The organism is Bacillus sp. J14TS2 (assembly GCF_018333015.1).
GTDB lineage: Bacteria > Bacillota > Bacilli > Bacillales > Bacillaceae_C > Lederbergia.
The window spans coordinates 1-21,531 of sequence record NZ_BORE01000029.1 but is presented as its reverse complement, the minus strand read 5'-3'; the positions used below and the strand labels follow the sequence as shown (position 1 = coordinate 21,531).

Here is a 21,531-nt window from a genome sequence, read left to right as displayed (position 1 = left end):
TGTGAAATGGATGAATATTATTTTTCGAGTCGATGCGTCTGAACAAATTGGAACCGGCCATGTGATGCGTTGTTTAACTTTAGCGAAACAACTGCAAGCCATCTCCGATCATGTTCAGATTACCTTTATTTGTCGGGAATTGAGCGGTAACTTAATTTCGTATATTCAAGATCAGGATATCCAAGTGGAGAAATTAAGTTCTATCGATCTATCTACACATCAAAGTGAGTATGACTGGTATCGAGAAAATTGGCCGAGGGATTTTAGTGAAGTGTTCGAAAGACTGGGATCGCGATCGATTGACCTTCTTATAGTCGACCATTATGGATTAGATACAAACTGGGAACAGAGAATGAAAAAGAATGTTAAACACTTAATGGTGATTGATGATTTAGCAGATCGAAGGCATGATTGTGACATCTTACTTGATCAAAACATTCAAAATCATCCAGGGCGTTATAAAGGATTAGTCTCAGAAAGCTGCAAGCAATTATTGGGAACTGATTACCTACTATTAAGAGAAGAATTTATCGAGATGGCAAATAATATTCAGATCAGAAAAGGCGATATAAAAAACATACTTGTCTTTTTCGGGGGCTCGGATCCTCAGCATTTAACATTAAAAACGGTAGATATCCTGCAAAAGATCTCATTTCAAAATTGTCACATCCATGTCGTTGTCGGAAGCTCTAATCCCCAAAGAAACCAAATTAAAAAGAAATGTAGTGAAGAGGAAGGGTATGTGTATTATTGCCAGATTGATTATATGGCACAACTGATGAAGCAAGCGGATCTTGCCATCGGAGCGGGAGGGGCAACGACATGGGAGCGGATTTTTCTTGGATTGCCTTCCCTAACCGCTGTCACGGCCGATAATCAGCTGGAACTCACGAAGAATATTGAAAGAGAAGGACTCACGATCAGTTTAGGAAATCATCCCCATACAATAGAAATCACTTTGAAAAAGACCTTAGAAAATCTACGTAAACATCCGCATATTATTCAGGAAATGTCTAAAAAATCCCTTCGATTTATGGATAAAGAACGAGTTCGAACCTACCCTGTTCGCGCGGCGATTTTGGAGGCGTTAAAATGAATCTTATCAAACGGTCCTCATTAAAAGAAATGAACCCCTCTCAGTTAGAATTAGTTTTAGCTTGGCGGAATCAATTCTTTGTACGCTCCGTTATGTACCAGGATGAGGAGATCACATTCGAACAGCATCATAAGTGGTTTGCAGGCATTCAAGCTGATCATACGAAACAAGTGAAAGTTTTTTATTTTGATGACCAGCCGATGGGTGTTGTGCAAATAAGTTTAGATGAACAAAATAAGCGAGCAGAATGGGGTTTTTATATTGGAGAGCCTCAGGCCCCAAGAGGTATCGGAAAGCTTATGGGATATTTAGCGATTGAGTATATTTTTCAACAGTTATCTGTTCGAAAGCTTTGCGCCGAAGTTCTATCCATCAATGCAAAAAGTGTTCATTATCATAAAAAACTAGGCTTTCAAGTAGAAGGAAACTTAAAAGGACATATCCTGAAAGAAAACCAATCGGTTGATGTTATCCTCATGTCGTTATTTCCGAAAGATTGGAATGAGAAGCGAGTTGATATTTTAAAACAAATAGAAGGAAGGATCATATGAGTGAGATTGTATTGAATGAAATGAAGATTGGCAGCAGGCAACCGCCATTTATAATCGCAGAGATGTCAGGCAATCATAACCAATCGCTCGATCGTGCACTTGCGATTGTGGAAGCAGCCGCAAAGGCAGGTGCACATGGATTAAAAATCCAAACATATACACCTGATACGATGACATTAGACATCCGCGCAGGGGATTTTTTTGTTGCTGATAAAGAGAATATGTGGGCCGGAAAAACGCTATATGAATTATATGGAGAAGCCTATACACCATGGGAATGGCATCAACCGATCTTTGATCAATGTAAGAAATTAGGGATGATTCCTTTTAGCACACCTTTTGATGAAACGGCGGTCGACTTTCTGGAAACACTAGCTGTTCCTTGTTACAAGATTGCTTCTTTCGAAAATAATGATCTTCCCTTGATCCGGAAAGTGGCTGCTACTGGAAAACCGTTAATTATTTCGACGGGAATGGCCTCGATCGCGGAATTGGGTGAAGCGGTTCAGACTGCGCGGGACGCAGGCTGTAAAGATTTAATTCTGTTAAAATGCACGAGCACCTATCCAGCAGAACCAACCAACTCAAATATTGCCACAATTCCTCATATGAGGGAACTCTTTGGTTGTGAAGTCGGTTTATCAGACCATACATTAGGAAGTGGAGTCGCCGTTGCCAGTGTTGCAATGGGAGCGACTGTGATTGAAAAGCATTTTACATTATCACGTGCGGAAGGGGGCGTGGATTCCGCCTTTTCTCTGGAGCCTGAGGAATTCCGGACCCTTGTTGTCGAGACGAAACGAGCATGGCAGGCGATCGGAAAGATCCAGTACGGTCCAACCGAAGACGAGGAGAAATCAAGGCAATTTCGTAGATCTCTCTATATTACCCAAGACATGAAAGCGGGAGATACATTCACAAAAGAGAACCTGCGAGCGATCCGACCGGGAGCAGGCTTATCCCCCAAATACATCGATCTTCTCTTAGGCAAGAAAATTAGCAAAGATGCATCAGCAGGAACGCCACTTAGTTGGGATTTATTTATGTAAAAGGCTGCCCGCCCGGCGGGCAGCCTTTTACGAGCGGATAGGCAAAATTACGAGCGGATAGGCAAAATTACGAGCGGATAGGCAAAATTACGAGCGGATAGGCAAAATTACGAGCGGATAGGCAAAATTACGAGCGGATAGGCAAAAATAGCAGCTTAAATTGAATTGAAAAAGTTATATTGATAGGTACGGTCTCGAAAGGTGCCAGAGCTTGGAAGGTTCATAGATTTTAAAAGACGCATGGCCGAATATCGATCCTCTTCTAGTTGTAAAAACGCTCGACACTCACGGTTGCTCATGTTTCTCCCTATTATTAAGAACCAATCTTTGACGGTTGAGATATGAGCAGAGGCATCATTTGTTAGGCAATGAGGACAGTGCCAAGATCGTGGGATTTTCAACATACCGATAAATCCGCACGCTAGGCACCTTACACCTGGCTGGATATCTTCCTTTGGAATGGAGTAACTTTCACAAATCGGCTTGGGGATATACTCTTTATGACTGCTTAATAAGTCGGTGGCTAATGCATCTAAAGTGTGTAAATCGATTTTATGAGGAAAAGGTTTAATACTCTTAATATACGAGGGGATCAAATTTGGAAAAATAACCTTACATGTTTTGGGTGGCTCCTTCACAATTTGCTTTGGATAAGCAAGGACGACAACGCCAAAGATTGGGAGTTGTATATCCCGCTGCTCAAGCCACTCCTGAAATAACTCCACATACCGGGTTACTTGACTAGCAGGGCTTTCAAAACTATCTATTTCTCCTGTTGCCTTTTCACGAATTAATTGAGGCGGATGCTCTTTAAAGGATAGGTTTCCAGCAATATTCTTCACCTCGAATATGGTGGCAAATGCCTCTGTGAGAAAAATACTATCCATTTGAAAAGTAGTACTTGTCTGGAGAGATAAATCATGGAAAACGCGGTTTTCAATAGGGAAGATCGTTTTGCGGAAAATGTCCTGCACTCTTTTTTCACCAGCAATACCAGCTTCTTTGGAACGAAGTTTTTGCAAAATGAGTGGATACTGGGGATGATGTGGAGATAATCGATGTAAAGTAGACTGTAAAGCTTGTAAAACCAGTGATTCAGAAGGGAATTTCACATTAATGATACAACACCTCCATTGGATTACTACTATCCTAGCATAACTATTGAGGAAATAGTAGGCCACTCATTGTAAAAGTTCTCTATTTAGTAAGCTCCACCGATCGTTCAATAATTTACAAGGAGAAGCGCGAGAATAACCGATCGATCTTATTCGGCAGCTCCTCAGCAAGAAAGAAAAAAAGCCACCCTCTAAGGCAGCTCTATAATATCTTTCATCATGTCTATTCTATGTTCAAAGGTATGTGCAAGATATACCTTTTTTTGTGCATGGTTCGCAATTTTTTCACGTAATTCTTCCTTTTCCAAGTAAAAGTAAATCTTTGCTAGGCAATCGGACGGATCTTGATAGGCGATTATTTCGTCTTCTGAAAAAGTAGATCGTAATCCAGGCAAATCTTCTATTAGTTGAAAAGCTCCGCAGGCGGCAATATCGAATGTCCGATTGTTAATGGTCTCATTTATAACGTCTCTTTTATAGGAGAAATGCACCTGACGATGCGGATTTAATACGATTTTCGCCCCATTGTAAAATTTCGCTACCATCTCCGGTTCCATCCATTGATCATAAATAGTGAGTTGATCATCTCTCCTAAACTTTTTTGCTAACTGATTATGCCACTGTTTTCCAATGACCGTAATAGGGAATGTCCCATTTTTTAAGAGAAACTCTACCAATTGAACGCGAGAAGGGTAGGGATAGCCTACAAGCAACACATCACTTTGATAGGAGAACTCTACCTTCTGTCTTGTAAAAATGGCAGGATCTGTCCCTAATGGAAGATGATAAACATATGGGAAACCAGCGGTAAGATAGGCTTTATACGCACCTGAATCAATTGTGAAGACGTAATCGTAAAGGTGAATATTTTGCAGTGTTTTATTCATATAATAAGGATCCTCTGTTAACCAAATGGCTTGCTTTACTCCGTATTTCCTCAGCAGGTCACTCGCTTGCTTCGGGAAATGATCTCCAAGAAGAATCAAGGCCCAATGCGGACGACGATCATGATCATGTAAAATCGCCTGTAAACGCTGAAGAGATTCTCCAGGTTGATAGGGAATACATGTATCGTAAATCTTACGAAGTGTTTTTTCGATATTTCTATCTAAATATTGGTAGATCATCGGATATCCAGATGAAACATATAGCACGTTCATTGATTATCCCGATACATCATAGATAATAGATTCCACTTTACTCGAACCTATATTAATAATCATATTTGTGGGAGGAGACATTGATCCTTCTTCTTCTAATACTGCGATACCAGTAGTTGGATTATAGTTAGTGAAAATAGCTGGACCAATAATATTGCCAGAATCCATTGTCACCGTGATCGTGGTTCCAGGAATTAAACGCCTGAAAATATAATCTGCAAAGTTCATTTTTTTCACCTCAATTTATATAATTTAAGGCTTTGTTTCCACCTATCCATTTTGATAGATAACTATACAAAGCCTTTTTGTACTGCTTCATGATACATTATGACAAAAAGGGAGAATCGTTAAGACACCCCCCTAAAAATAACGAAAATCCACATTTTTACTATAAAAATTGGTATATACATAGACAAAAAGAATAAGTCAAATTCTCATTTTTTTATAGAGTAAACGGTTGTCTACACTATTTTAATTTTTATTAATATCGTAATAAAGAAAGAGAAGGGAGGCTATTTTATGGCTGTTTTTAGATCCTCGTTCCAACAACAGTTAATTAGTATTTCACAATCTGGTCAACCCATTCCCGTTATCCGCTTAGTTGGAGGCGAAAAACTACAAAATTTGCAGATTGCTCAGGTGGGAACAGATATGGTTGCATTTGAAGACCCTAATACAGACGGCACAATGTATGTACCCATCAGTCAGATACAAAGCGTCGGAACATTTTAAAAGGATATTATATGTTGACAGAGGCTCCGGATTCCGGAGCTTTGTCAACATAGGAGGAAAGGATGTGTTTTTGTGAAAGGAGTTATATTAGCTGGTGGAACAGGTTCGCGGTTGCAGCCGATAACAAAGATAACCAATAAGCATCTTTTACCTGTTGGTCCCTATCCTATGATTTACTGGTCCATCATGAAATTAAAAGAAGCAGGCATAGACGAGATTCTCCTGATCACTCATGAAGAGTATATGGATTCATTTCAAAAGCTATTAGCGGATGGGACTGAATTAGGTGTTTTCCTGCATTATGCAATCCAACCAACAGCATCAGGTATTTCTGCTGGTCTTGCACATGCCGAGGATTTTGTAGATGGGGATAAGTTTATTTTGCTTTTAGGAGATAATATATTCGAAGATTCATTGCTTCCGTTCATTCAGGCTTTTCAAAAACAGAAGAGTGGCGCAAGGGTCTTAATTAAAGAGGTAGAAGATCCCCAGAGATTCGGGGCTGCCAAGTTGAATGAGGAGGACCGATGTATTACGTCGATTATTGAAAAACCGAAGACCTTTATCTCCAACGATATCGTCACTGGTATTTATATGTATGATCCAAAAGTCTTCAAGTATATCCAAGAACTATCACCCTCAGCTCGGGGAGAGTTAGAGATTACTGACGTAAATAATGTCTATATCAAAGATTCTGTTTTACAGTATGATCGTTTGTCAGGTTGGTGGGTAGATGCAGGGACTCATGGCTCTCTCTTTCTTGCTAATCAACTTATCTATGAACAAATAGAGAGAAGGGAAGGTTCATGAAAAAAGCGTTACTTGTTACAGGGGGAGCGGGATTTATTGGCGCAAATTTTATCCATTATTTAATGGAGCAAACGGATTATACCGTCACCAATGTCGATGCACTTACCTATGCCAGCCATCCATTTATGCAATACGCCTTCCCTGATCATCCACAATATCGCTTCATTCAATGTGATTTGACGGATCCAAAGCAGGCTGAAAAAATCTTTGATCAAACCTATGAGGCGATTATCCATTTTGCGGCTGAATCTCATGTGGATCGCAGCATTCAGTCAGCACTCCCGTTTATTGATACGAATATAAAAGGGACGCTCCATCTTTTGGAAGCTGTACGAGAGGGAAAAGCTAAAAAGATGATCCAAATTTCCACAGATGAAGTATACGGAAGTTTGCAGAAAACGGAGCCTGCTTTTACCGAAACGACCCCACTTTCACCGAATAACCCATACTCCGCAAGCAAGGCAGCAGCTGATTTACTTGTCCACGCCTATTACAATACCTTCAATATCCCTGTGATGATCACACGCTGCAGTAATAATTATGGCCCTCTTCAACATGTAGAAAAATTTATCCCAAAAGTGATTACGTCTGCTTTAGCGGGTGAGAAAATTCCGGTCTATGGCGATGGGGGGCAAATTCGCGATTGGTTATTTGTGGAAGACCATTGTCGAGCGATCCATGCGGTTCTTGAAAAGGGACAAATAGGATCTGTCTATAATATTGGCGGGGATGAAGAACAGACCAATCTAGCCGTTGTCGAAAAGATTATCGACTATCTTGGGGCAGACCCAAATTTAATTACCTTTGTCGAAGATCGATTAGGTCATGATCGTCGTTATTCTATCGATTATGGAAAAATCAAAAAAGAATTGAATTGGCAGCCGCAGGTGGATTTTACAGAGGGATTAAAACGTACTGTCCAATGGTATGTGGAAAGGCTCCAGAAAAACAAGCGTGATACTCAATGAAAATATTAATCACAGGAGCGAAAGGACAATTGGGGACAGATCTCGTTGAGATATTTTCTGACGATCCATATGTTGAACTATTTCCATATAGTAAAGCGGAGCTAGATATCACGGATGAAGCAAAAGTCAATGAAGTGATAAAGGGAATAGAGCCTGATTTAATCATCCATACAGCCGCATATACAGCAGTAGATGAGTGTGAAACGAATTGGAAAACAGCTTTTAACGTCAACAGCTTTGGAACGTATTACATGGCTAAAGCAGCAAAGAATGTGGGCGCTGCGATGATGTATATTAGCACAGACTTTATTTTTAGTGGGGAGAAGCGGCAACCCTATACCAGCGCTGATGCACCAGATCCTTTATCGATCTACGGGGCGAGTAAATTACTTGGAGAACGTTTTGTACAACAGCTTGTAAAGGAATTTTATATTGTCCGCACCTCATGGGTATATGGAGAAAACGGAAAAAACTTCGTCAAAACAATGCTTCGTTTAGCGGAAAATGAACAGACATTTTACGTAGTTGAGGACCAAATAGGGTCTCCTACCTATACGAAGGATTTGGCCACTGCCATTCAACAATTGATCGGCAAGCCCTATGGCATCTATCATATCTCGAATCAGGGGGTCTGTAGCTGGTTTGAATTTGCTCAAGCGATATTAAAACTAGCGGGTTATCAGGAAGAGTTTGTAAAACCAATCTCGACTGAAGAATATGGCACAATCGCGCAAAGACCCGCATTTTCTGTTTTAAGCAAGGAATCAATTGAAAATGAAGGGATCACCATAAGACATTGGCAAGTCGCACTTGAAGAATTTCTGGAAAGGAAGGATGGAAAATATGATTGATGACGTGATTATAAAAAGGATTGTGAAGCATCATGATGATCGTGGCTTTTTTGCTGAATTGGTGCGCGATGATGAGCATATTTTAGAACGGTTTGGTCAAGCGTCTTGGTCGATGAGCTATCCAGGCGTTATTAAGGCCTTTCATTACCATGAAAAGCAAGATGATCTTTGGTTTTTCCCAGCCGGTCATGCACAAGTCGTACTTTATGATTTGCGTAAAGATTCAAGTACAATGGGGAAAACCAATGTATTTTACATGGGGGAGGATAATCCGATTCTGCTTCTTATTCCGAAGGGCGTTGCACATGGATATCGAGTTCTTGGGCAAAAACCTGCGACCATCATTTATTTTACAACTGAATCCTATAATCGCCACAACCCAGATGAAAAAAGAATTTCCTGGGATGATCCTGAGATTGGTTTTCAGTGGGAAACTGAAAATCGTTAAGCCAAACTTTTCTGCTGTAAGGGGGTGTCTTTTATAGAAACGAAGGTATCGGTCATTTTAACAAGCTATAATAAGCCAAAATTGCTTGAAAAGGCGATTGAGAGTGTGCTAAAGCAAACCATGCCAGATTGGGAATTATGGATTATGGACGATCATTCGAATGCTGAAACGGTTCAAACGATCGAGCGCCATCTAGAAGATCCGCGGATCCAATATCGAAATAGTGAGATTGAGGATAAGGAGCGGCATCAGTCGACAAGGTATGCGACGATGATTAACAAGGCGATTCCCCTTTCAAAAGGAAGGTATCTCACATACCTAACAGATGATACGGTTTACGCACCAGATCGTCTTGAAGAAATGGTCGCCTATTTAGAAAAAAATGCTGGCATTGATATTGTATATTCAGCTCAACAAGTAAAAGTCGTGAATGAACAGATGGTTTGTCTGAAGGAATATACAAGGGAAGCCAATGTGATCCTTGTTCAGGCGGCTGATAAAGTTGATCATTGCTCCGTCATGCACAGGCGGGAAATTCTTCAGCAAGTTTGGGAGCAATTTGGCAGCTATTGGGATGATGATCCCCAACATTGGTGCAGGGGAGATGCGGTATTCTGGAAACGATTGAACACCTTCCAATCGTTTCATCCTCTCTCTAAAGTATTAGATATTACCTATAAAACATCCCAATCAGTCCAATCCTTATTTCGGCATCTTCCGGCTGCACTTCCTAACGGGATTTTAGTGAAGGGGACGAGCGAGAAAGTCTATTTACTAAATAATGGACAAAGAAGGTTAATTAACCCAGCGATGTTTTCCTTCTATAAATATGATCCGAATAAGATTGTCAATATTCCTGATCCATTGCTTTATCGATATGAAGAAGGAATACCGTTTGATAAGGCCTCTTCACTTCCTCCATATCGCCTCTTTCAAGATAAAGATGGAGACGTTTTTTATTTGGAACAGAAGCAAAGGAGAAGAATTACCAATCCACTGCTTTTAATGAAAAATCGTTTTAATCGTCAAGAAATTATTCAAATAGAAGGAGAGAGGTTAAGAGAAGTCCCAATCGGTCCTAATGTGGATAGTCATTTTTCAGAGCCATTATTGGAAAACAAAGTATATAAAAATTACACTCAGTATTGGTTAATGAGCGAATGCGTTCTCTTGCCGATCGATAAAAAAGTATTACAAAGATTGAAGCTTGATCATGACCCAATTGCGATTCCGAGTAATAAAATAAAGAAATGGAAAATTGGCCCACCTATTGTAAGTGGATATCTGTGAGTAACTATTGCGATAATTTACGAAGGATTGTGGATGAAAAATGTGGATAACTAAACTTCCCTTTAAATAAAAGCTTGTAAAACTAGGAATATATTAGTTTTGTGGATAACTATAACGATATCTGTGGATAATGTGCAAAAGTTTAATGAAGCCTTTTATACTCTTGTTGATAATGTGAATAAAGTTGTGGATAATTATTATAGTGTTAAATCAGCAACAACAAAGAGGCTGTCCCCAAAATCGAAAATCTCCAAAAAGGCTCCCTTGCCTCAGGGGTAGCTTCAGCCTCCTCGCTTCGTGGGGGCTGAAGCTGATGCTATTCCCGCAGGCGTGTCGCCGTTTTTGGAGATTTTCTTAGCGGTTAAAAAAGAAGGAGGGATATTTAATTTCTCGCTTCCTTTTTCGTTGCTGAATACTTATTGGACAGCCTCTATTCCAATTGTTCCGCAAGTTCTGTCCACTCTTCTAATAGTTGTTCAATCTCTTGTTTTAATTTTTCACTTTCAGTATTAATAGATAGGACTTGCTCATGATCTTCGAATACATCAGGCAGACATAATTGTTCTTCAAGCTCTGCCACTTTTTCTTCTTTGTCATGCAATTGCTGTTCCAATTCCTCGAGTCTGCGTTTTCTCTGTCTTTCAAGCTTTTTCAATTCCTTTTCTTCTTGAAAAGAGCGTTTGTTTGATTGAACCTTTGGCTCGGCTTGTTGTTGTTCTGCTAATTCCGCTAATTCTTTCATTTCTTGTTTTTTATCCACATAATAATCATAGTCACCTAAATACTCGGTTGTCTCCTCTGTGGATAACTCAATCACTTTTGTTGCAATTCGGTTGATAAAATAACGGTCATGGGAGACAAACAGCAAAGTACCTGGGTAATCCACAAGCGCATTTTCCAATACTTCTTTGCTATCTAAATCCAAATGATTGGTTGGCTCGTCCAATATCAGCACATTTGCCTTTTCTAACATAAGAATGGCAAGGGCAAGGCGAGCTTTTTCTCCTCCACTTAAACTAGAAACAATCTTTTGCACATCATCCCCACTGAACAGGAAGTTTCCGAGCACTGTGCGAAGTTCTTTTTCCTCTTTTAACGGATAATGATCCCATAATTCTTGCAAAACTGTCTTATTGGACGATAATTCCGCTTGTTCCTGATCATAATAACCAATGAGCACATTGGTGCCATAATCAATTTGACCTGAAAGAAGCGGCAGTTTTCGAATAAGTGTTTTAAGCAAGGTCGATTTGCCAACGCCATTTGGTCCAACTAACGCAATACTATCTTGCCGATTCATATGAAAATGAATGTTTTTCGCTAAAGGCTGTTCATTATAGCCAATTGTCGCTTCATTTATTTTTATCACATCATTGCCGCTTGGTCGCTCAATATCAAAATGGAAAGTAGCGGACTGTTCCCCGCCACTAGGACGATCGAGGACCTGCATTTTTTCTAATTGCTTACGCCGGCTTTGCGCCCTTTTCGTTGTCGAGGCTCTTGCTAAATTTCGTTGGATAAAATCCTGCATTTTAGCAATCTCGTCTTGTTGTTTTTCAAAATGTTTCAAATCACGTTCATAGATTTCTGCTTTCTTTGTTAGATATTGACTATAATTCCCATGGTATTTGATCATTTCATGTCTGGATAATTCATACACCTGGTCAACGACTTTATCAAGAAAATAACGGTCATGGGAAACAATTAATATTGCCCCTTCATAGCCTTGCAAATATTGTTCGAGCCAAGATAAGGTCTCGATATCCAAATGGTTGGTTGGCTCGTCCAAAATTAAAATATCTGGTTTCATTAGCAAAAGCTTTGCTAAAGCTAATCTTGTCTTTTGTCCACCGCTTAATGTAGAGATCTTTGTTTGATAATCCGCTTCATAATAGCGCATGCCGTGTAAAACAGAGCGAATATCTGCTTCATATTGATAGCCGCCAGCTGTTTTAAATTTTTCCTGCAAACGGTCATATTCTTGGAAAAGCGAATCAGCGAGCTGGGGGTTTTCGTAATGGGCAGGGTCTGCCATCTTTAATTCTAATTGGCGGATTTCCTTTTCCATTTTTCGAACTTCAGCAAACACCGTTAGCATTTCATCCCAAATGACCTGACTGGATTCTAGTCCCGTGTTTTGTGCTAAATAGCCGATTGTAACGCCTTTTGGACGAACAATTTGTCCAGAATCATAAGAAAGTTGACCTGCAATAATTTTTAAAAGAGTCGACTTTCCTGCACCATTACGCCCTACAAGTGCAACACGATCGCGTGATTTCACTTCTAACTTTATATCCGATAATATGCATTCCGCACCGAAATGCTTTGTAATTTGTTGTAATTGCAATAACATCATCATTATTCACTCCTATGAACAGTTTACAATAAGGAACAGGGCGGGAGCAATCTTTGCTCGTTCAGTATGCTAGCAGAAGGCCAGGAGAATTAGAAAAAGACAGCTTGAAGAAAATAGTGTATGATAATAGGAGAGGTTACTGCGTGAAAAAATGAACAAGTTGATGAAATAGATACACGCATAGCGAACTTGCAGTCCGATATCGTCGACGAATTAAGCTATGAATAGAGGTTTGCTTAGACAAACAGGAAAACTCAGCACACGATATAGAAGATAAAGTTTGGTTAGATACATCCTTTTGAATGGTTGACAATGCTTAAATTAAGGAGGGTGAACGATGAACGTAGAATCAATGAAAATTCCCCAGGCAACGGCAAAACGTTTGCCTCTTTATTATCGTTTTATTAAAAATTTACATGCGTCAGGAAAGCAACGGGTTTCCTCTGCGCAATTAAGTGAAGCTGTGAAGGTGGATTCCGCCACCATTCGCCGTGACTTTTCCTATTTTGGTGCCCTTGGAAAAAAGGGGTATGGTTACAATGTGAATTATTTATTAAATTTCTTTGCGAAAACCCTAGATCAGGACGAGCTAACAAAAGTAGCTTTAGTCGGTGTAGGGAATCTTGGTACAGCCTTTTTGAATTATAACTTTTTAAAAAATAATAATACCAAAATCGCCATGGCCTTTGAGGTCGACCCTGAAAAAATTGGTACAACCATTAGTGATGTACCAATATATGACTTAGCCGAGCTTGAAGAACACTTAAATAAAGAAGCGGTAAGTGCCATTATTTTAACATTGCCTTCTCAAGTAGCTCAGCAAGTGACAGATCGATTGATCAAAACCAATGTAAAGGGAATTTTGAATTTTACTCCAGCTCGATTAACAGTTCCTCCATCTATCCGAGTTCATCATATTGATCTTGCTGTAGAATTGCAGTCACTTATTTACTTTTTGAAAAATTATCCCACCCCTGACACGGAAAATTCACAAGAAATAGAGTCAGAGGATAGATAATTCTCGTCAAATCAGCTAAAATGAGTAATATAAAAGGAGGTGGGCGCAATTATGGTGGGATGGGGAAGTATACTCATCATCGCATTTGTTGCAGTCTTAATATTTGGCCCGAAAAAATTACCAGAGCTTGGAAAGGCAGCAGGTAGTACGTTGCGTGAATTTAAAAATGCAACAAAGGGACTCGCAGAAGATGACGACAAGGACAAGAAAGACGCCGACCGTTGATGGGATGAAAAATTGTGATGAATCAGAATGATAACATGAGCATTCTCGAGCATATAGAGGAATTAAGAAAACGGCTGATGATTATCGTCGTTTTCTTCGTATTGGCTTCACTCATTGGTTTCTTTCTTTCACAGCCGCTCATCCGTTTCCTGCAGGATGCAAGTGCTGTGCAAGAATTAGTGATGAATGCCTTTAAACCAACAGATCCTTTTAAGGTGTATATGCAAATGACCTTTTTGATTGGGATCCTTCTTACTTCGCCTGTCATTTTATATCAGCTATGGGCATTTATTAGTCCTGGACTATTAATGAAAGAAAGAAGGGTCACATTAAGCTATATTCCGGCATCTGTTCTATTATTTTTAGCAGGGATTTCCTTTTCTTATTTTGTCTTATTTCCGTTTGTCATTCAGTTTATGTTCAAACTTTCTGGAAATATGGGGATTGAAACCACGATTGGAATTAATGAATACTTTCAATTCCTATTTCAAATTACCCTCCCATTTGGCATACTCTTTCAATTGCCAGTGGTGATTTTATTTTTAACAAGACTAGGGATTATCACCCCTCAGTACTTATCTAAAATTCGTAAATATGCCTATTTTGTCTTGTTGGTAATTGCTGCTTTTATTACACCACCAGATCTCCTCTCTCATATGATGGTAACCGTACCTTTACTTATTCTTTATGAAATAAGTGTCTGGATTTCCAAAATCGGTTATAGAAAAGCACAAAAAGCCAAGCAAATAGTAGAGCAAGAAGAATAAGGATCAAAGGCTTTATAGTCAAGCCTTTGATCCTCTTCATTTTTTACTATTATGTTTAATACGAAAATGTAGTTTGATTAACCGGAAGCCGGCTCCAAAGTCAAGTGTCGCGAAAATTAGAAGAACATAAACGAAAAAGCCCCAATCATTACTGATCACCTGTTGGATGGCAAAAATCGTAAAGGTAATGCCTAATGCGATATAGATCAAACCAGAGAAAAACGGTGACCTCATAAAAAGATCCCTCCAATCCACGCCTGCACTTGTTCGGGAACCTGCCTTAGGTCTTCCGGATTAAGAAAAAACGCATTGATCGTCACCAGTGTATTCATCAGCATATGCGAGATAATCGGGACAACAATTCTTTTTGTTTTGACATATAAGAATGAAAAGGTAAAGCCCATTGCTGCATATAAAATTAAATGTGTCGGTTCCATATGGGCGATCGCAAAGGCGAGTGAACTGATAAGAGCTGCTGCCCAAAAAGGAAATCGATTATATAACACGCCAAAAATGACTTTTCGAAAAACAATTTCCTCCAGAATAGGTCCAATTAGAGAACTTGCGATAATCACCATCGGCATCATCTCAATCATGTCCATAATCTGTTCTGTATTCTCTGAACCAGGATCAATTCCGATAAGATATTCAAGTCCAGCTGCAGCAATTTGCGCAATTAAGGCAATAAAAACTCCAGCGATTCCCCAAAGAATAGAAAGGTTTAATGGAAGAGGTGTATCCTTCTCTATGTTCGTGTAAGGCTCAGTTTTTCTTAGAATAAGTAAAATGACGATTAATCCTAATATAAAACTTAGAACTGTCCAAATGCTTGTAGACCACATAAGCATTGTATCTTGAGGAACGTCAAAGGCTAAGACGCCTAAAAAGAACAGTAAAGGAACGCCAATAAAGGCAGATAAGTGCATTGCCAAGAAAGCAATCACGATATATAAATATTTTTTATTCATATAAAAAGTCCCTTCTTATCATGAGTCAAATAAAAACAGGTGGGTTCTTTAACCCCCTTTTACTATCATTACTCCCCAATGACATCCCTTATGCGAGAAAGCGATGATCGGGCCTATAAAGACGTAACTTATATTTTACTAATAAACACTGAGCCATTCAATTTAAATGACTTTTGTGGGTTGGAAGAATTACCGTCGAAAGAATGGAAAAGATAGGAAATCCATTGCTGGCAGCTCTTGAAAAATTATGGAGAGAGCTGAAGAAAGATTTTTTCAAAAAAGAAAGCTTAGGGCTTGCAAAATAGTTATGAATTCATTATGATAATAACTGTGTTAGCACTCGATAAGGTAGAGTGCTAATAAAAAATATAATAATCTACATACTTATTTAAGGAGGTTGTTTCACTTGTTAAAACCATTAGGTGATCGCGTTATTATTGAACTAGTAGAGTCGGAAGAAAAAACTGCAAGCGGTATCGTCCTTCCGGAAACAGCAAAGGAAAAGCCACAAGAAGGGAAAATTGTTGCGGTTGGTTCTGGTCGAGTACTAGACAGCGGTGAGCAAGTTGCTCTTGAAGTCTCTGAAGGTGATCGCATTATTTTCTCTAAATATGCTGGAACAGAAGTGAAATACCAAGGAACAGAATACTTGATTCTACGTGAATCTGACATATTAGCAATCGTTGGTTAAGTTATATTAAACTTTTAGGGAGGTTATTCGATTATGGCAAAAGAAATGAAATTTTCAGAAGATGCACGTCGTGCGCTGCTTCGTGGTGTTGACCAACTAGCAGATGCTGTAAAAGTAACATTGGGACCAAAAGGACGTAATGTTGTTCTTGAGAAAAAATTTGGTTCTCCACTTATTACAAATGATGGTGTGACCATTGCAAAAGAAATCGAACTAGAAGATGCATTCGAAAATATGGGGGCAAAACTAGTCTCTGAAGTAGCAAGCAAAACGAATGATGTAGCAGGGGATGGAACAACAACCGCTACAGTACTTGCCCAAGCAATGATTCGTGAAGGATTGAAGAACGTTGCTGCGGGTGCGAACCCTGTTGGCGTGAAAAAAGGAATCGAAAAAGCAGTTGCTGCAGCAATTGAAGAGCTACGTGCAATTTCTAAGCAAATCGAAGATAAAGACTCAATTGCACAAGTTGCGTCTGTTTCTTCTGGTGATGAAGAAGTTGGCCAACTCATCGCTGAATCAATGGAGCGAGTTGGAAAAGACGGTGTTATCACAATCGAAGAATCCAAAGGTTTTGCAACAGAGCTTGATGTTGTAGAAGGAATGGAATTCGATCGTGGCTATGCATCTCCATATATGGTAACAGATTCTGATAAAATGGAAGCCATTTTAGAGGATCCATACATTCTAATTACAGACAAAAAGATTGCCAATATCCAAGAAATCCTTCCAGTTCTTGAGCAAGTTGTACAACAAGGTAAGCCTCTATTGATGATTGCAGAGGATGTAGAAGGTGAAGCTCTTGCAACACTTGTATTGAACAAAATTCGTGGTACATTCAACGTTGTAGCAGTGAAGGCTCCTGGCTTTGGTGACCGTCGTAAAGCAATGTTAGAAGATATCTCCATCTTAACTGGTGGTCAAGTGATTACAGAAGATCTTGGACTTGATCTAAAATCAGCTACAGTTGATTCACTTGGACGTGCTTCTAAAGTTGTCGTTACAAAAGAAAGCACAACAATCGTAGAAGGAAATGGCGATTCAGCGGAAATTGGAGCACGCGTTAACCAAATTCGTGCACAAATCGATGAAACAACTTCTGACTTCGATAAAGAAAAACTACAAGAGCGCCTAGCAAAACTTGCTGGTGGTGTAGCCCTAATCAAAGTTGGTGCTGCGACTGAAACTGAATTGAAAGAGCGCAAACTTCGTATTGAAGATGCTTTGAATGCGACTCGTGCGGCAGTTGAAGAAGGGATCGTATCCGGTGGTGGTACAGCTCTAGTCAACGTCTACCATAAAGTAGAATCCCTTCAAGAAGAAGGCGATGTAGACACAGGCGTGAAAATCGTACTTCGTTCCCTAGAGGAACCAGTTCGTCAAATCGCTCATAACGCTGGTCTAGAAGGTTCTGTAGTTGTAGAACGACTCAAGAGAGAAGAAGCAGGCATTGGCTTCAACGCAGCGACAAACGAATGGGTCAACATGATCGACGCCGGTATCGTAGACCCAACTAAAGTAACACGTTATGCCCTTCAAAACGCAGCTTCCGTAGCATCCATGCTCCTTACAACTGAAGCTGTTGTAGCCGACAAACCAGAAGAAGGCGGCGGTGCTCCAGCAATGCCTGACATGGGCGGCATGGGTGGAATGGGCGGAATGATGTGATAAAACGCCCATAAGCGTTGATTTATCAATAGTTTCACCCCGTTCAAGTTAGTTATTTTCCAAAAAACTAACAAAAAACATTTTTATTGAGATTGTTTAAAGCTGATTTTTTAAGGGTGTTTCCGAAGAGATTTGACATCTTGCCGGAGGCATCCTTTTTTTTGTAGATTGTAAACATGATTTTAATGGGAAGCACCTACTGAATAATAGAATTACACTCTAACTTATGCGTTATTCTTAAATATCATCATCTCCTTCCAATATAAGGAAGCAGAAGGTGGTATATTTGAATATTTTTAGTGAAGTAATTAATAGCGACAATTTGTTGAAAGCTTCCGGAGTAATTTCTATTTGTGCTCTTGTTTACTATTCTAGTCATTGGATATACGATTTTATAACGAAAAGCGATATTGAAAAATGCTTAACGTATCGTGGAAAAGATAGGATAACATTGGGTGTTTCGGCTTTTATTTTAAATGCTATCTTAGTTGTAATGACAACTTTTGAACAGTTAATTGAGAGTAAGGATGAATCTGATCTCGTATACTAGATTATTTTATCTATAGTCCTAACTGTGATATGTCAGATATTTATTATTGTCATTTTTATAGTCGCTCACTTTCTTTTAATTTTGTTGAAGGCTTATCCAAAATACGAAGTTAAACTTTATGAAGATAAAAAAGAGTACTGGGAAATTCGTAAAGTAACAAGAGAAAACAGAGTTATTCTTAATAAAAATGGAGATTATATAACGCTGTCTAATGTCAAGGAGCTTGATAATAAAATAATTCGTGAAAAAAGCAAAAAGAAAAAATAGCTATTAAGCATCTCACACGAGGTGATTTTTATTTGGGGAACTTGTAGCATTGCGAATAATGTCGAAAGTTTTTAGAATGATTACTAAACAATATATAACTAATTTCTGGTACTATTGATATGGGTCTATAGGGAATTAGCAAAAAGGCAAACCACTCTAAAGATTGGGACGCAAAGCTACAGGTCTAAGGCGTAACGCTATGATGGCTGGGCTGCCTAAAATAGTCTTATTTTAGGGAGGTTTAGGGGTTATAGATGGTCGAAGCGATTTAGACAAAGAATGGGTCGAACTCATTAAAAAAGCATTAGAATCAGGAATTACAGCTGAAGAAATTAGAGAGTTTATCAAAGAGAGTCCTTAGGGGCTCTTTTTCTTTGGGTTGAAGATATGAACGTGTGGAAAATCAGGAGCAACAGGACATAAATGATTTAAAGCAAGATCAGGGGCAAATAAAAACGCCGTGGCGGCATTAAAGAACAATGACAAATTGCAAGATAGCGAGATTAGCTATCTGCGAGACATGCTAAAGGAAATCCGCAACGATACCCAATGGATAAGGAGCAAAGTTGGAGCCATCAACACGGCAATTATAACCGCTGTACTCGGTGGGTTAGTGGGTATTGTGATAAGCGGAATTGAATCATGAAATTAACTGGAAAGCAAGATTTAATAACCCTGTGTTTATTGCGCAACTTGTCTTAGCTGTGTTAACTCCACTTTTAGCCTATGTAGGACTATCTTTTGAGGACCTAACCACATGGGGCACTTTATGGGAATTGGTCGTAGAAGCTGTCTCCTTGGATTGATCGTTATTAGTGTATTTAATACAATTACGGACCCCACAGTTAAAGAATTTAGCGACAGCAAACAGGAGTTAAGATACATCAAACCACGAAACGATAAAAAGTATTTGAAGAGTCCTTTCCTTAGGATATCTTTTTCATATTAAAAAGGCGGAATTATAAATGTTTATATTAGGTCAAAAAGTACAGATTGCAGATGCTACCAAAACCAAAATCGACAAGTTTATAGAAAGCTATTCTCTTACCATCATGGAAACAAGCAATTTTAAAGGCGAGATTACAAAAATTGAAGATGGAATCCACTTTGTCGGATTTAAAAATGACCTTGGCCGTGTTACCCAAGGTTTTAAAGCCGATGAGATCAAGGAGGTAAAGTAATATGGCTACTAAGAACGGTGTACCTTTTAGAAAAATGCTTGTTGCATCAATTAATAATTATAGTGGAACTCCAACACAGAATACGCAGTTACTTAAGAAATTGCGTGGGTAATGAATAAAGCCCGACTGACATAGTCGAGCATATCGCATTTATTTGTTTATTTGTCATTTTTTTTGGATTATTTTTTAGTCCGTTTAACTACGAAAAATATCACTGCTATAATTCCACCAATGAGAAGTGCCAAGATACCAAAAGTAATCAATAAATTAGTCATTGTATTCTACTCCATGAAGGAGATGTAACGGTGTACTGGTCTCCCTTAGAAGTAGTTACAGTTGCTTGGCTATACATAGTAGTGTATGAAGGTAATACAGATGTATATTTTTTGGTCTTATCCATTTTAGTTGAGCTTAAACTACTAGTTTTGGACATACTAACACTACCTTTATAAACTCGTCCTACAGTTGGAAATTTACCATTCCACCCAACAACTCCATAAGCTGAATGATGTGTTGCTAAAGCCACTTTTTTTAAAGATCCTGAATTTCTAGTTAACGTTAAATTCCCTCTAAAAGTAGATGTTCCAGCACCAATTACTATATTTTGATACATAGTTCCTTTTAATGTCACTTTAGTTCCAAATTTACTTAAAGTCTTTGAAACAGCCTTAGAACTTTTGCCAGCAAACAATTCAATATCGGGATTATTTTTCAAATTTTTGGCTTGATTTAATAAAAAAATAGTATCTTCCTCAGATAAAATAGAACCTTCATCATAATTTTCAGCTATAGAAATTTCCCTTTCACTTCTTTCTTCATCAGTCATAGATTTATATAATTCTTCGTCCTCTACGGTTAAAACTTTAGAAGCTTCTTCTAAAGTAATACCCTCAGCAGTCTCTTCCGCATTTGCATTAATAACTGGAAAGGTAAATGGTAACATTAAAAGAAAGCTAAAAAATATCAAATACATTCTCTTATTCAATTTTAAATTCCCCCTTATTTTTTGGATAATAAATCTCTAACATCTCAAATCACTACATCTTTCTCACCTCCTAAAAAATTGTCTAATTAATAAATGCTAACTGTCATGAACTCTTGCAACGAAAAAGAATAATGTTACTAAAAATACGGACAGATAAGTAAGAGTTACAGAGTGTAGTATTATTAAAGTTAAAGATACTAGAGTAAATGTTTTTTCGTATTGAGTGCAAGAATAATTCCAATAGTAGCTAGGACTATGATATTGGTACTATTATAAAAGGATTGAAGTCCAATCCTATAGTGAATAGCAATATCACAACGATTGGTAAAATAATTAGTGAAAAAAGTTGCACGTTTATTCATAAAGAGGCTTTTTTTATTTTTGAATTTAGATTAATTAATACTCCTTTAAGAAAATTCTATTATTATAGACGCCAATAAATTAAAATGCGTTTCACTTTTTATAAAATAGTTTTAACTTTAAAAAGAAAAAAGCCCTTGTATTAAAACGCTCAGCCATTTAAGGAGAAACTTTGTTCACAAAATGTTCACTTACGAGACGTCTCATACTATCCCTATACTATATAGGCAGTAAAAATAAGAGGGGATGATGTCATTGCCAACTAGCAAGAAGGAAAATTTACAATTTGGTTTAACAATTGTATTTGATAATCTAAAATTGAGCCACTTTTAAATGGTTCGATCACATAAAAATGAGCCACTGATTTCCAATTTTATCAATCTCTCTTATGATAGAAAGTGACTATCTATTCTACATGGAGAGAG

Annotated in this window: 25 protein-coding genes and 1 riboswitch; of the genes, 18 read left to right on the top strand and 7 right to left on the bottom strand. The window is 38.5% G+C overall.

The window, feature by feature from the left end; all coding sequences use genetic code 11:
• The first annotated feature begins 10 nt into the window (after positions 1–10).
• Genes pseG through pseI form a run of 3 tightly spaced genes read left to right on the top strand, consistent with a single transcriptional unit; the run spans position 11 to position 2,696 of the window.
• A complete protein-coding gene (pseG, locus tag KI375_RS25970) occupies positions 11–1,096 on the top strand; it encodes a UDP-2,4-diacetamido-2,4,6-trideoxy-beta-L-altropyranose hydrolase (RefSeq protein ID WP_212976266.1) in 1,086 nt (361 codons plus the stop codon).
• Positions 1,093–1,647 (top strand): UDP-4-amino-4,6-dideoxy-N-acetyl-beta-L-altrosamine N-acetyltransferase, encoded by a 555-nt coding sequence (gene pseH / locus KI375_RS25965; RefSeq protein WP_212976265.1) that lies wholly within the window; start codon positions 1,093–1,095, stop codon positions 1,645–1,647. The genes pseG and pseH overlap by 4 nt, the downstream gene beginning before the upstream one ends.
• Positions 1,644–2,696, top strand: coding sequence for a pseudaminic acid synthase (pseI, locus tag KI375_RS25960; RefSeq protein WP_212976264.1), 1,053 nt, complete (start codon positions 1,644–1,646; stop codon positions 2,694–2,696). Before pseH ends, pseI begins: the two co-directional genes overlap by 4 nt.
• A gap of 155 nt (positions 2,697–2,851) precedes the next feature.
• Here pseI and KI375_RS25955 read toward each other — a convergent pair whose 3' ends face one another.
• From KI375_RS25955 to KI375_RS25945, 3 genes are all read right to left on the bottom strand, one after another.
• A complete protein-coding gene (locus KI375_RS25955) occupies positions 2,852–3,808 on the bottom strand; it encodes a nuclease-related domain-containing protein (protein WP_244853092.1) in 957 nt (318 codons plus the stop codon).
• 194 nt (positions 3,809–4,002) lie between these two features.
• Positions 4,003–4,971 (bottom strand): CgeB family protein, encoded by a 969-nt coding sequence (locus tag KI375_RS25950; protein WP_212976263.1) that lies wholly within the window; start codon positions 4,969–4,971, stop codon positions 4,003–4,005.
• A gap of 3 nt (positions 4,972–4,974) precedes the next feature.
• The gene (locus KI375_RS25945; RefSeq protein ID WP_212976262.1) at positions 4,975–5,199 is read right to left on the bottom strand and encodes a hypothetical protein; all 225 of its coding nucleotides are present in this window, start codon (positions 5,197–5,199) and stop codon (positions 4,975–4,977) included.
• A gap of 291 nt (positions 5,200–5,490) precedes the next feature.
• Between KI375_RS25945 and KI375_RS25940 the strand changes: the two genes are divergently transcribed.
• From KI375_RS25940 to KI375_RS25915, 6 genes are all read left to right on the top strand, one after another.
• The gene (locus KI375_RS25940) at positions 5,491–5,703 is read left to right on the top strand and encodes a hypothetical protein (RefSeq protein WP_212976261.1); all 213 of its coding nucleotides are present in this window, start codon (positions 5,491–5,493) and stop codon (positions 5,701–5,703) included.
• 72 nt (positions 5,704–5,775) lie between these two features.
• On the top strand, positions 5,776–6,513 hold the full coding sequence (locus KI375_RS25935; protein ID WP_212976260.1) for a sugar phosphate nucleotidyltransferase: 738 nt from the start codon (positions 5,776–5,778) through the stop codon (positions 6,511–6,513).
• The gene (gene rfbB, locus KI375_RS25930; protein WP_212976259.1) at positions 6,510–7,481 is read left to right on the top strand and encodes a dTDP-glucose 4,6-dehydratase; all 972 of its coding nucleotides are present in this window, start codon (positions 6,510–6,512) and stop codon (positions 7,479–7,481) included. The genes KI375_RS25935 and rfbB overlap by 4 nt, the downstream gene beginning before the upstream one ends.
• The gene (gene rfbD, locus KI375_RS25925; protein WP_212976258.1) at positions 7,478–8,332 is read left to right on the top strand and encodes a dTDP-4-dehydrorhamnose reductase; all 855 of its coding nucleotides are present in this window, start codon (positions 7,478–7,480) and stop codon (positions 8,330–8,332) included. Before rfbB ends, rfbD begins: the two co-directional genes overlap by 4 nt.
• Positions 8,325–8,780 (top strand): dTDP-4-dehydrorhamnose 3,5-epimerase family protein, encoded by a 456-nt coding sequence (locus tag KI375_RS25920; protein WP_212976257.1) that lies wholly within the window; start codon positions 8,325–8,327, stop codon positions 8,778–8,780. The genes rfbD and KI375_RS25920 overlap by 8 nt, the downstream gene beginning before the upstream one ends.
• Before the next feature lie 24 nt (positions 8,781–8,804).
• Positions 8,805–10,070 (top strand): glycosyltransferase family A protein, encoded by a 1,266-nt coding sequence (locus KI375_RS25915; RefSeq protein ID WP_244853090.1) that lies wholly within the window; start codon positions 8,805–8,807, stop codon positions 10,068–10,070.
• Positions 10,071–10,500: 430 nt separating this feature from the next.
• Here KI375_RS25915 and KI375_RS25910 read toward each other — a convergent pair whose 3' ends face one another.
• Complete coding sequence (locus KI375_RS25910) at positions 10,501–12,426, bottom strand: ABC-F family ATP-binding cassette domain-containing protein (protein ID WP_212976256.1); 1,926 nt, start codon at positions 12,424–12,426, stop codon at positions 10,501–10,503.
• A gap of 337 nt (positions 12,427–12,763) precedes the next feature.
• On the opposite strand from KI375_RS25910, the gene KI375_RS25905 reads away from it, so the two are divergent.
• From KI375_RS25905 to tatC, 3 genes are read left to right on the top strand one after another with little or no spacing between them, the layout of a single operon-like run.
• Complete coding sequence (locus KI375_RS25905) at positions 12,764–13,444, top strand: redox-sensing transcriptional repressor Rex (RefSeq protein WP_212976255.1); 681 nt, start codon at positions 12,764–12,766, stop codon at positions 13,442–13,444.
• Between the two features lie 51 nt (positions 13,445–13,495).
• Entirely contained in the window at positions 13,496–13,669 is a 174-nt protein-coding gene (locus KI375_RS25900; RefSeq protein WP_207453258.1) for a twin-arginine translocase TatA/TatE family subunit, read from the top strand.
• Positions 13,670–13,686: 17 nt separating this feature from the next.
• The gene (tatC, locus tag KI375_RS25895; RefSeq protein ID WP_212976283.1) at positions 13,687–14,436 is read left to right on the top strand and encodes a twin-arginine translocase subunit TatC; all 750 of its coding nucleotides are present in this window, start codon (positions 13,687–13,689) and stop codon (positions 14,434–14,436) included.
• A gap of 36 nt (positions 14,437–14,472) precedes the next feature.
• On the opposite strand, the gene KI375_RS25890 is transcribed toward tatC, so the two are convergent.
• Both KI375_RS25890 and KI375_RS25885 read right to left on the bottom strand, forming a co-directional pair.
• The gene (locus KI375_RS25890; protein WP_212976254.1) at positions 14,473–14,670 is read right to left on the bottom strand and encodes a YdiK family protein; all 198 of its coding nucleotides are present in this window, start codon (positions 14,668–14,670) and stop codon (positions 14,473–14,475) included.
• Positions 14,667–15,404 carry a CPBP family intramembrane glutamic endopeptidase gene (locus KI375_RS25885; protein WP_212976253.1) on the bottom strand — a complete coding sequence of 246 codons (738 nt, stop codon included), beginning with the start codon at positions 15,402–15,404 and terminating at the stop codon, positions 14,667–14,669. The genes KI375_RS25890 and KI375_RS25885 overlap by 4 nt, the downstream gene beginning before the upstream one ends.
• Positions 15,405–15,810: 406 nt before the next feature.
• Between KI375_RS25885 and groES the strand changes: the two genes are divergently transcribed.
• From groES to KI375_RS25855, 6 genes are all read left to right on the top strand, one after another.
• Positions 15,811–16,095, top strand: coding sequence for a co-chaperone GroES (gene groES / locus KI375_RS25880; protein ID WP_057994068.1), 285 nt, complete (start codon positions 15,811–15,813; stop codon positions 16,093–16,095).
• Between the two features lie 33 nt (positions 16,096–16,128).
• On the top strand, positions 16,129–17,763 hold the full coding sequence (gene groL / locus KI375_RS25875; protein ID WP_207453252.1) for a chaperonin GroEL: 1,635 nt from the start codon (positions 16,129–16,131) through the stop codon (positions 17,761–17,763).
• A 286-nt stretch (positions 17,764–18,049) separates the two neighbouring features.
• Entirely contained in the window at positions 18,050–18,313 is a 264-nt protein-coding gene (locus KI375_RS25870; RefSeq protein ID WP_212976252.1) for a hypothetical protein, read from the top strand.
• A 402-nt stretch (positions 18,314–18,715) separates the two neighbouring features.
• Positions 18,716–18,799: riboswitch (cyclic di-GMP riboswitch) on the top strand.
• Between the two features lie 31 nt (positions 18,800–18,830).
• A complete protein-coding gene (locus KI375_RS27740; RefSeq protein WP_212976282.1) occupies positions 18,831–18,941 on the top strand; it encodes an anti-repressor SinI family protein in 111 nt (36 codons plus the stop codon).
• Between the two features lie 274 nt (positions 18,942–19,215).
• On the top strand, positions 19,216–19,386 hold the full coding sequence (locus KI375_RS27735; protein ID WP_280528688.1) for a phage holin: 171 nt from the start codon (positions 19,216–19,218) through the stop codon (positions 19,384–19,386).
• Between the two features lie 159 nt (positions 19,387–19,545).
• On the top strand, positions 19,546–19,761 hold the full coding sequence (locus tag KI375_RS25855; protein ID WP_212976251.1) for a hypothetical protein: 216 nt from the start codon (positions 19,546–19,548) through the stop codon (positions 19,759–19,761).
• 271 nt (positions 19,762–20,032) lie between these two features.
• Here KI375_RS25855 and KI375_RS25850 read toward each other — a convergent pair whose 3' ends face one another.
• The gene (locus KI375_RS25850; protein WP_212976250.1) at positions 20,033–20,746 is read right to left on the bottom strand and encodes a hypothetical protein; all 714 of its coding nucleotides are present in this window, start codon (positions 20,744–20,746) and stop codon (positions 20,033–20,035) included.
• Positions 20,747–21,531 lie beyond the last annotated feature (785 nt).

What these genes read in the sequence shown, in the direction of transcription:
- pseG (WP_212976266.1), top strand. Translation starts at nt 11, where the DNA reads ATGAATATTATTTTTCGAGTCGATGCGTCTGAACAAATTGGAACCGGC.
- pseH (WP_212976265.1), top strand. Translation starts at nt 1,093, where the DNA reads ATGAATCTTATCAAACGGTCCTCATTAAAAGAAATGAACCCCTCTCAG.
- pseI (WP_212976264.1), top strand. Translation starts at nt 1,644, where the DNA reads ATGAGTGAGATTGTATTGAATGAAATGAAGATTGGCAGCAGGCAACCG.
- KI375_RS25950 (WP_212976263.1), bottom strand. Translation starts at nt 4,971, where the DNA reads ATGAACGTGCTATATGTTTCATCTGGATATCCGATGATCTACCAATAT.
- KI375_RS25945 (WP_212976262.1), bottom strand. Translation starts at nt 5,199, where the DNA reads ATGAACTTTGCAGATTATATTTTCAGGCGTTTAATTCCTGGAACCACG.
- KI375_RS25940 (WP_212976261.1), top strand. Translation starts at nt 5,491, where the DNA reads ATGGCTGTTTTTAGATCCTCGTTCCAACAACAGTTAATTAGTATTTCA.
- rfbB (WP_212976259.1), top strand. Translation starts at nt 6,510, where the DNA reads ATGAAAAAAGCGTTACTTGTTACAGGGGGAGCGGGATTTATTGGCGCA.
- rfbD (WP_212976258.1), top strand. Translation starts at nt 7,478, where the DNA reads ATGAAAATATTAATCACAGGAGCGAAAGGACAATTGGGGACAGATCTC.
- KI375_RS25920 (WP_212976257.1), top strand. Translation starts at nt 8,325, where the DNA reads ATGATTGATGACGTGATTATAAAAAGGATTGTGAAGCATCATGATGAT.
- KI375_RS25910 (WP_212976256.1), bottom strand. Translation starts at nt 12,426, where the DNA reads ATGATGTTATTGCAATTACAACAAATTACAAAGCATTTCGGTGCGGAA.
- KI375_RS25905 (WP_212976255.1), top strand. Translation starts at nt 12,764, where the DNA reads ATGAACGTAGAATCAATGAAAATTCCCCAGGCAACGGCAAAACGTTTG.
- KI375_RS25900 (WP_207453258.1), top strand. Translation starts at nt 13,496, where the DNA reads ATGGTGGGATGGGGAAGTATACTCATCATCGCATTTGTTGCAGTCTTA.
- tatC (WP_212976283.1), top strand. Translation starts at nt 13,687, where the DNA reads ATGAATCAGAATGATAACATGAGCATTCTCGAGCATATAGAGGAATTA.
- KI375_RS25890 (WP_212976254.1), bottom strand. Translation starts at nt 14,670, where the DNA reads ATGAGGTCACCGTTTTTCTCTGGTTTGATCTATATCGCATTAGGCATT.
- KI375_RS25885 (WP_212976253.1), bottom strand. Translation starts at nt 15,404, where the DNA reads ATGAATAAAAAATATTTATATATCGTGATTGCTTTCTTGGCAATGCAC.
- groL (WP_207453252.1), top strand. Translation starts at nt 16,129, where the DNA reads ATGGCAAAAGAAATGAAATTTTCAGAAGATGCACGTCGTGCGCTGCTT.
- KI375_RS25855 (WP_212976251.1), top strand. Translation starts at nt 19,546, where the DNA reads ATGTTTATATTAGGTCAAAAAGTACAGATTGCAGATGCTACCAAAACC.